The 554-nt window shown below is 61.7% G+C and carries 1 protein-coding gene; it reads left to right on the top strand.

The window, feature by feature from the left end:
* On the top strand, positions 1-554 hold a 554-nt coding region (locus tag AC07PE_RS27120), incomplete at both ends, for an EF-Tu C-terminal domain-related protein (RefSeq protein WP_498770450.1).

The following is a 554-nucleotide window of genomic DNA, read 5'->3' as shown; positions in this document are numbered from 1 at the left end:
CTGGACACCTACATCCCGACCCCGGAACGTGCCGTTGACGGCGCCTTCCTGATGCCGGTGGAAGACGTGTTCTCGATCTCGGGCCGCGGTACCGTGGTGACCGGTCGTGTCGAGCGCGGCATCATCAAGGTTGGCGAAGAGATCGAAATCATCGGTATCGTCGACACCGTGAAGACCACCTGCACCGGCGTGGAAATGTTCCGCAAGCTGCTGGACCAGGGTCAAGCTGGCGACAACGTCGGCCTGCTGCTGCGCGGCACCAAGCGTGAAGACGTCCAGCGTGGCCAGGTTCTGGCCAAGCCGGGCTCGATCAAGCCGCACACCGACTTCACCGGCGAAGTGTACGTGCTGTCGAAGGACGAAGGTGGTCGTCACACCCCGTTCTTCAACAACTACCGTCCGCAGTTCTACTTCCGCACCACCGACGTGACCGGCTCGATCGTTCTGCCGGCCGACAAAGAAATGGTGATGCCGGGCGATAACGTGTCGATCACCGTCAAGCTGATCGCCCCGATCGCGATGGAAGAAGGTCTGCGCTTCGCAATCCGCGAAGG

Source organism: Telluria sp. GW821-FHT07G12 (assembly GCF_059418525.1).
This window is presented reverse-complemented; position numbering and strand designations above follow the sequence as displayed.